Source organism: Staphylococcus caeli (genome assembly GCF_051413795.1).
In the GTDB taxonomy this organism is placed as follows: Bacteria; Bacillota; Bacilli; order Staphylococcales; family Staphylococcaceae; genus Staphylococcus; species Staphylococcus caeli_A.
The window spans coordinates 137768-143767 of the sequence record NZ_JBOIRQ010000003.1 but is presented as its reverse complement, the minus strand read 5'-3'; the positions used below and the strand labels follow the sequence as shown (position 1 = coordinate 143767).

The 6000-nt window shown below is 34.5% G+C and carries 3 protein-coding genes; all 3 read right to left on the bottom strand.

Annotated elements, in window-relative coordinates; translation table 11 throughout:
- Positions 1 to 207 precede the first annotated feature (207 nt).
- Positions 208 to 3390 carry an efflux RND transporter permease subunit gene (locus ACSULM_RS03395; protein ID WP_436860588.1) on the bottom strand — a complete coding sequence of 1061 codons (3183 nt, stop codon included), beginning with the start codon at positions 3388 to 3390 and terminating at the stop codon, positions 208 to 210.
- A 197-nt stretch (positions 3391 to 3587) separates the two neighbouring features.
- Entirely contained in the window at positions 3588 to 4838 is a 1251-nt protein-coding gene (locus tag ACSULM_RS03390; RefSeq protein ID WP_436860586.1) for a lipid II:glycine glycyltransferase FemX, read from the bottom strand.
- 368 nt (positions 4839 to 5206) lie between these two features.
- The gene (locus ACSULM_RS03385; RefSeq protein WP_436860584.1) at positions 5207 to 5968 is read right to left on the bottom strand and encodes a VOC family protein; all 762 of its coding nucleotides are present in this window, start codon (positions 5966 to 5968) and stop codon (positions 5207 to 5209) included.
- Positions 5969 to 6000 lie beyond the last annotated feature (32 nt).

Here is a 6000-nt window from a genome sequence, read left to right as displayed (position 1 = left end):
AAGATGTATATAGCTCATATCGGCACCCCTTGTATGTGTTTTTGTGGTTATTAACATCTTACAATAGAGTGCCGTTTATGGGCATTTTTTTATGAAATTTTAAGAGTGTTGCACTTAATATTACAATCCGTCTTATACAAAAATAAGGACAGGAATCAATCAGAATATTCATTCCAACTGATATACCTATCCTTACTTCATATTACTTTATTTACGTTTTTTTCTACCTAAAATTTTCCCTTTTAATGTAAAGAGAATTTCATAGATAACTGGGACAACAATCAATGTTAACAATGTAGAGGAAATCAATCCACCTACTACAGTTGCTGCCATTCCTTTAGAAATGATAATCGAACTATCTTCTCCGAATAACATCGGTGCCAATGCACCTATTGTTGCTAAGGCTGTCATTAAGATTGGTCTAATACGTGTACCACCCGCTTCTAGTAATGCTGCTTTCATATCTAAACCATCTTTTTGATTATTAATCACTCTGTCCACAAGTACAATCGCATTGGTAACAACAATACCTATAAGCATAAGCATACCAATCATACTTGGAACTGAAACTGTTTCGCCTGTAACGACAAGCGCAACCACTACGCCGATAATTGTATATGGTAATGAGAAGAGTATCGTAAATGGTGCTAACGCGCCTTTGAACGTTAATACAAGTACTAGATAGACAATGATAATTGCTGCGAGCATCGCCATCGCTAATTGTGTAATAGCATTACCAATATCTTCATTTGCACCGCCAACATTTATCTTCACATTATTTGGCGTATCAATTTGATTCACTTTAGATAATACTTTTTGAGAAGTACCACCTACATCATCACTTGTAACTTTTGCAGAAACTGTTGCCGTTTCATCACCAGCTTTTGTTTCAATTTTGTTTGGTGTAGTTGTTTCTTCTAAAGTTGCAATATCGCTTAATTCTACAGATTGACCTGTTGGTGTTTGTAATTCTGTACTTTCTAATTTTCCTTTAGTCCAATGCTTTTCTTTATCTTCTTTGATTTTCACATCAATAGATTTGCCTTTTTCTTTGACTGTCGTAACACTTTGCTCAGGTGTGTTTTGATTCAATGTCATCGCTAATTGTGATGCAGACAATCCATATTCTGCTGCTTTATTTTGATCTACTTTCACATTGTACTGATCATAAGTTTGCGTTAAATCTGACTTAACGTTAGCCATACCTTTAACGTGTTTCATTTCACTTTCAACTTTCTTTACAGTGCCTTTTATCGCGTCAAGTGATGGACCAGTAACTGATATTTCTAGCGCATTATTGCTACCGCCTGTGCCCATATCTTGATTTGCCCATTCACCATCATGCTTATATTTTTCAATATGTTGTAATACTTTATCTGGCTCTTCATCAAAATTTGACGTATTCGAGTCATATTCAACCATTATAGCCAAGCTATTCGAGTTACCAGTTGGATCATTTGGCGAAGGACCACCAACAGAGTACTGAACAGTATTTACTTTATCTTTACTATTCAAGTATTTTTGTACCTGTTCTGCATTTTTCAAAATACCTTCTTGTGTTTCACCAGGCTTCGGCGTATATGTTAACGCCATGTATTTATCCTCACCTGTTGATATAAAGCTTGTTCCTAATTTAGCAGCACCTAAACCGATACTTGCGATTAAAATAACAGTACTTAAAATAATGACAATCCATTTATGATTTAATGACCAATTTAAGACATTTTTATATTTTCTGCCAATAAATCCTAAAGACTTTTCATTCTTATGTGGTTTAACACCTTTTTTAAATAAAGTCGCGCTCAATGCCGGAACAATTGTAATTGAAACCAGCAGTGATGCTAATAAACTAAATGCGATCGCAAGCGCAAATGGTCTAAACATCTCTCCAACTGAACCACTCACAAATGCTAAAGGTAAGAACACTATAATTGTGACGATTGTTGAAGACATGATAGGCTTAAATACTTCACTAGTCGCACTTACAATCAAGTTATCTCCTTTAAGTGTTTCTGTACGATTAGATAGTCTACGGTAAATGTTTTCTACGACCACGATGGAATCATCAATTACACGACCTATCGCAACGGTTAATGCCCCTAACGTAAGTATATTTAATGATACATTCGCTAATTTTAATGCAATCATTGCAATTAAAATTGACATTGGTATTGATATTACCGCAATTGTAGTAGTTCTAATATTTCTTAAGAATAATAGTATAACGATAATCGCAACAATTGTACCTAAAGCTGCTTTTTCAATCATCGTATACAATGCATCTTCAATTGGTTTTGCAGTATCCATTACTTTAGTTGCTACCATGCTTGGATTTTCTTTAGTAAATTTATCGATTTCTTTTTTTGTATCTTTCGCAACTTGTACAGTATTTGCATCTTGTGCTTTTGTTACCTGCACATTTACTGCATCTTTACCATTTGTTTTAGAAATAGATTCACGTTCATCACCAGCAGAAACATCTGCGATATCTTTTAATTTCACTGAAGGCATATCGCTTTGCGAACCTTGTCCAGCTGTTGAACCTGCAGCCGATGGAGATGGTTGACTTGCTGATGTCATTTGATCACTAGCACCCGAATCTTGACCTGATGCTTCACTTCCTTGAGATTGTCCAGCAGCTGCTGCAGCCAATGGAATATCTAAATTTTCAAGCGCTTTGACTGACGTAAATTCGCCATCAATCACAACAGACTTTTCAGTATTATCAAATTGGAAAAGACCAAGTGGTGTTTTACCTGTAGCACCCTTTAAATATTGTTGAACGCTTTCTTTAGTCAAACCGCTCTTTTCTAATTTATCTTGGTCAAATTTAATTGCAACTTCACGTGCTGTTTGTCCATTGAGTTGTGCATTTTGTACACCATCAATTGTTTGTAATTTAGGTAGTAATTGGTTATTAATTTTACTCGTTGTATCTTTTAAATTATTATCCTTTGTCGTAAATGAATATGCGACAATTGGGAATGCATCCATTGAGTTCCTTGTTAATTCCGGTTCTTCAACATTATCGTCAAATTTAATTTTGTCGATTTCTTTCTTTAGATCATTCTCAGCCTTATCTAAATCTGTTCCTTCTTCATATTCGACAGTAACCATAGACGCATTCTGAATTGATTGCGCGCTTACGCTTTTGACGTTTGCCATTGATCGTACTTGATCATCAATCTTGTCACTGATATCCTCTTTGACAGTTTCTGGTGTAGCACCAGGCATCGTCGTTTGTACTGTTATTACTGGCGGTTCTACATCAGGTAACAATTCAAGTTTCATTTTGGCACTAGCATACACCCCACCGAGTATTACCAGTAAAACCATTAAAAATATTGCGAATTTATTGCCTAATGAAAACTGCAACAACTTTTTTATCATGCCCTTATCTCCTCTCACTTTTCCCTGTATCATTATCAATCTACCATAGATAACGAACTATTAATATGTATTTATTAATCATTTGCGCGCTATTCATTTGAAACACAAAGCAATCCATATAAAAAATGAAAATGCACTATAAAGTTCACACGCTTCATGTCTAAACTCTATAGTGCATCACATCATTATCATTTTACTTATTTATTTTTCAACTTGCGCGATATTTTAATTTTTGCCTTAGTCATTTTAGGTTTAACATTTTCGATCAGTTGGTATAGTGGTTTATTTAACACATAATCAAACTCACCAATTTTTTCACTTAAATATGTTCCCCAAACTTTTTTGAATGTCCATAAACCATAGTGATCTGAGTCCTTATCTGGGTTATTATCTGTTCCGCCAAAGTCATATGACTCTGCACCATGTTCACGCGCATATTGCATCATCGCAAACTGCATGTGATGGTTTGGTAAGAAATTACGGTATTCATTTGATGATGCGCCATATAAGTAATAAGATTTTTTACCTGCAAACATTAACAATGCTCCAGATAAATAAATACCGTCTGGATGTGTCGACTCTAAAGTTGTCATTTCATAAATAAGCTCTTGTGTTTTTGCGATTTTATTATCAGCATCATTGATTTTATTAAGTGTTTTCTTATCTTGTTTTTTCTCTAACAGTTTAGCTTTTTCAGTCTCTAAATCAGCTAGTTCTGCTCTTAGGTCTTTAAGTACAGGTTTTGGACTAAGTTTTACAAGGAATAACTCAGCATCACCATCATCATGTAATGCATCATAGATGTTTTGGAAATAACTAATATCTCTAGTTAAAAATCCATCACGCTCGCCTGTAATTTGCATTAACTCAGCGAATGTCTTCAACCCTTCTCTATTAGAACGTTCAACAGTTGTACCACGTTTAAGGGCAAGTCTTACTTTAGAGCGATTACGACGTTCAAAGCTTTGAATAAGTTCTTCATCTGTTTTATTTATAGGCGTAATCATTGTCATCCTAGGTTGGATATAATCTTTAGACAATCCTTCTTTAAATCCTTTATGTTTAAATCCTAACGCTCTTAAGTTTGTCAGTGCATCTGCACCTTGATCCACTTCAACATCTGGATCTATCTTAATAGCATAGGCTTTTTCTTCTTTAGCAATTTGTAACGCAGCTTCTAATAAAGTTTCTAGCGCAAGTTTATTACTATAATCCGTAACAAATCCTCTTGATATATAACATAATGTGTATGGAAGCTTAGGTACTTTTTTAAATAAAAGTTGTGCTACCCCTGCTATTTCTCCATCTTCTCCAACTGCGATACGTCTTGAATACCAGCCAGTGAGTGTTTTAGTTTCTGCCCATTTTGTTAATTGTAATAAATCACCATTTGGATGTGACTTAACAAACGCATCGTGTGCTTGATTTGTGATATTCATCTTTTCCATAAAACTGATGTCTCCTTTATCAATTCAATACTTTGATATTATACATAGCTACGCTCAATCTTTCACATATAAGTAACACGTTTGATATACTAATTATAGATTAAGAAATGAGGTATAGACATGCGTATTATTATTATTGGGTTATTGGCAGTCGTTAATATTGTATTCATAATACAAGCATTGAACGAGCCGTTGACCATATCCTATTTAAGTTTAAGAATTATATTAGCCGCATTTACATTTATAATAACTGTTTATTTGCTATTATTGCGGACACAAAAAATTTCTACCTATTTGACTATTTTAACACTTATTATTGCTTTGATACACATATTCATTATCGCGCACAGTGCTTATAATTATATTTATTAGTCCGCTTCAAATCGGTAACTCAAGCCACGGATAATCAATGTATAAGGTGATGTAGTCTTACTGTCTTGAAGTGTGACTGTCTTATACCCTGAATAGTTGCCATCGCTAATCTTAAATAAAATATCATCATTTTTCAGTTTCAAAGTGGTAGTTTTATCAGATTCACTTACTAATTCCATATCAAACCAACGTTGCCACTTGCGAACTGTATGCGCACGTTCCGTACTATTAATATCAATAGATTTAATCCTGAATTCATTTTGACGGATAGGCGCTATTTTTTTCTCTCTAACACCCTCATGTTCATTCCATTGAATAAAGAAAGGTGGCTTTACTCTGTAGTCAGGGTCAGCAATATAAAGTAATTTCCAAGATGTCTTATCACCTTTAACATTTTCTCTATGCATATGGACGGGACCAATCACATCTACACCTTTTGCTTCTAATTCACTTTTAAGTTGTTCAATGTCAGTTGTGCCAAACGCCATCGTCTTCATGCCTTGACTGTATTGATCCTGCACGATTTTTGAAGGGAATGATACTCGGCCTTCATCTGTTTTCACTATTTTTTGCAATACATCTGGTTTATAGACATCCAATAATTCAATATAAGCATTGCTAATATACGCTAATTTATTGAAGGTTCCAAGCCTTTCATGTTGACCACCCTGATTCAAAGTAAATAAATGCCCTGGATATTTAAAATTATCCAACTGTTGCACATAATGAATCAAATGGTCTAGCTTCAAATTTTGCATTGCCGGTCTCCCCTCACTTTATCTTTTCTCTC

What these genes read in the sequence shown, in the direction of transcription:
- ACSULM_RS03395 (WP_436860588.1), bottom strand. Translation starts at nt 3,390, where the DNA reads ATGATAAAAAAGTTGTTGCAGTTTTCATTAGGCAATAAATTCGCAATA.
- ACSULM_RS03390 (WP_436860586.1), bottom strand. Translation starts at nt 4,838, where the DNA reads ATGGAAAAGATGAATATCACAAATCAAGCACACGATGCGTTTGTTAAG.
- ACSULM_RS03385 (WP_436860584.1), bottom strand. Translation starts at nt 5,968, where the DNA reads ATGCAAAATTTGAAGCTAGACCATTTGATTCATTATGTGCAACAGTTG.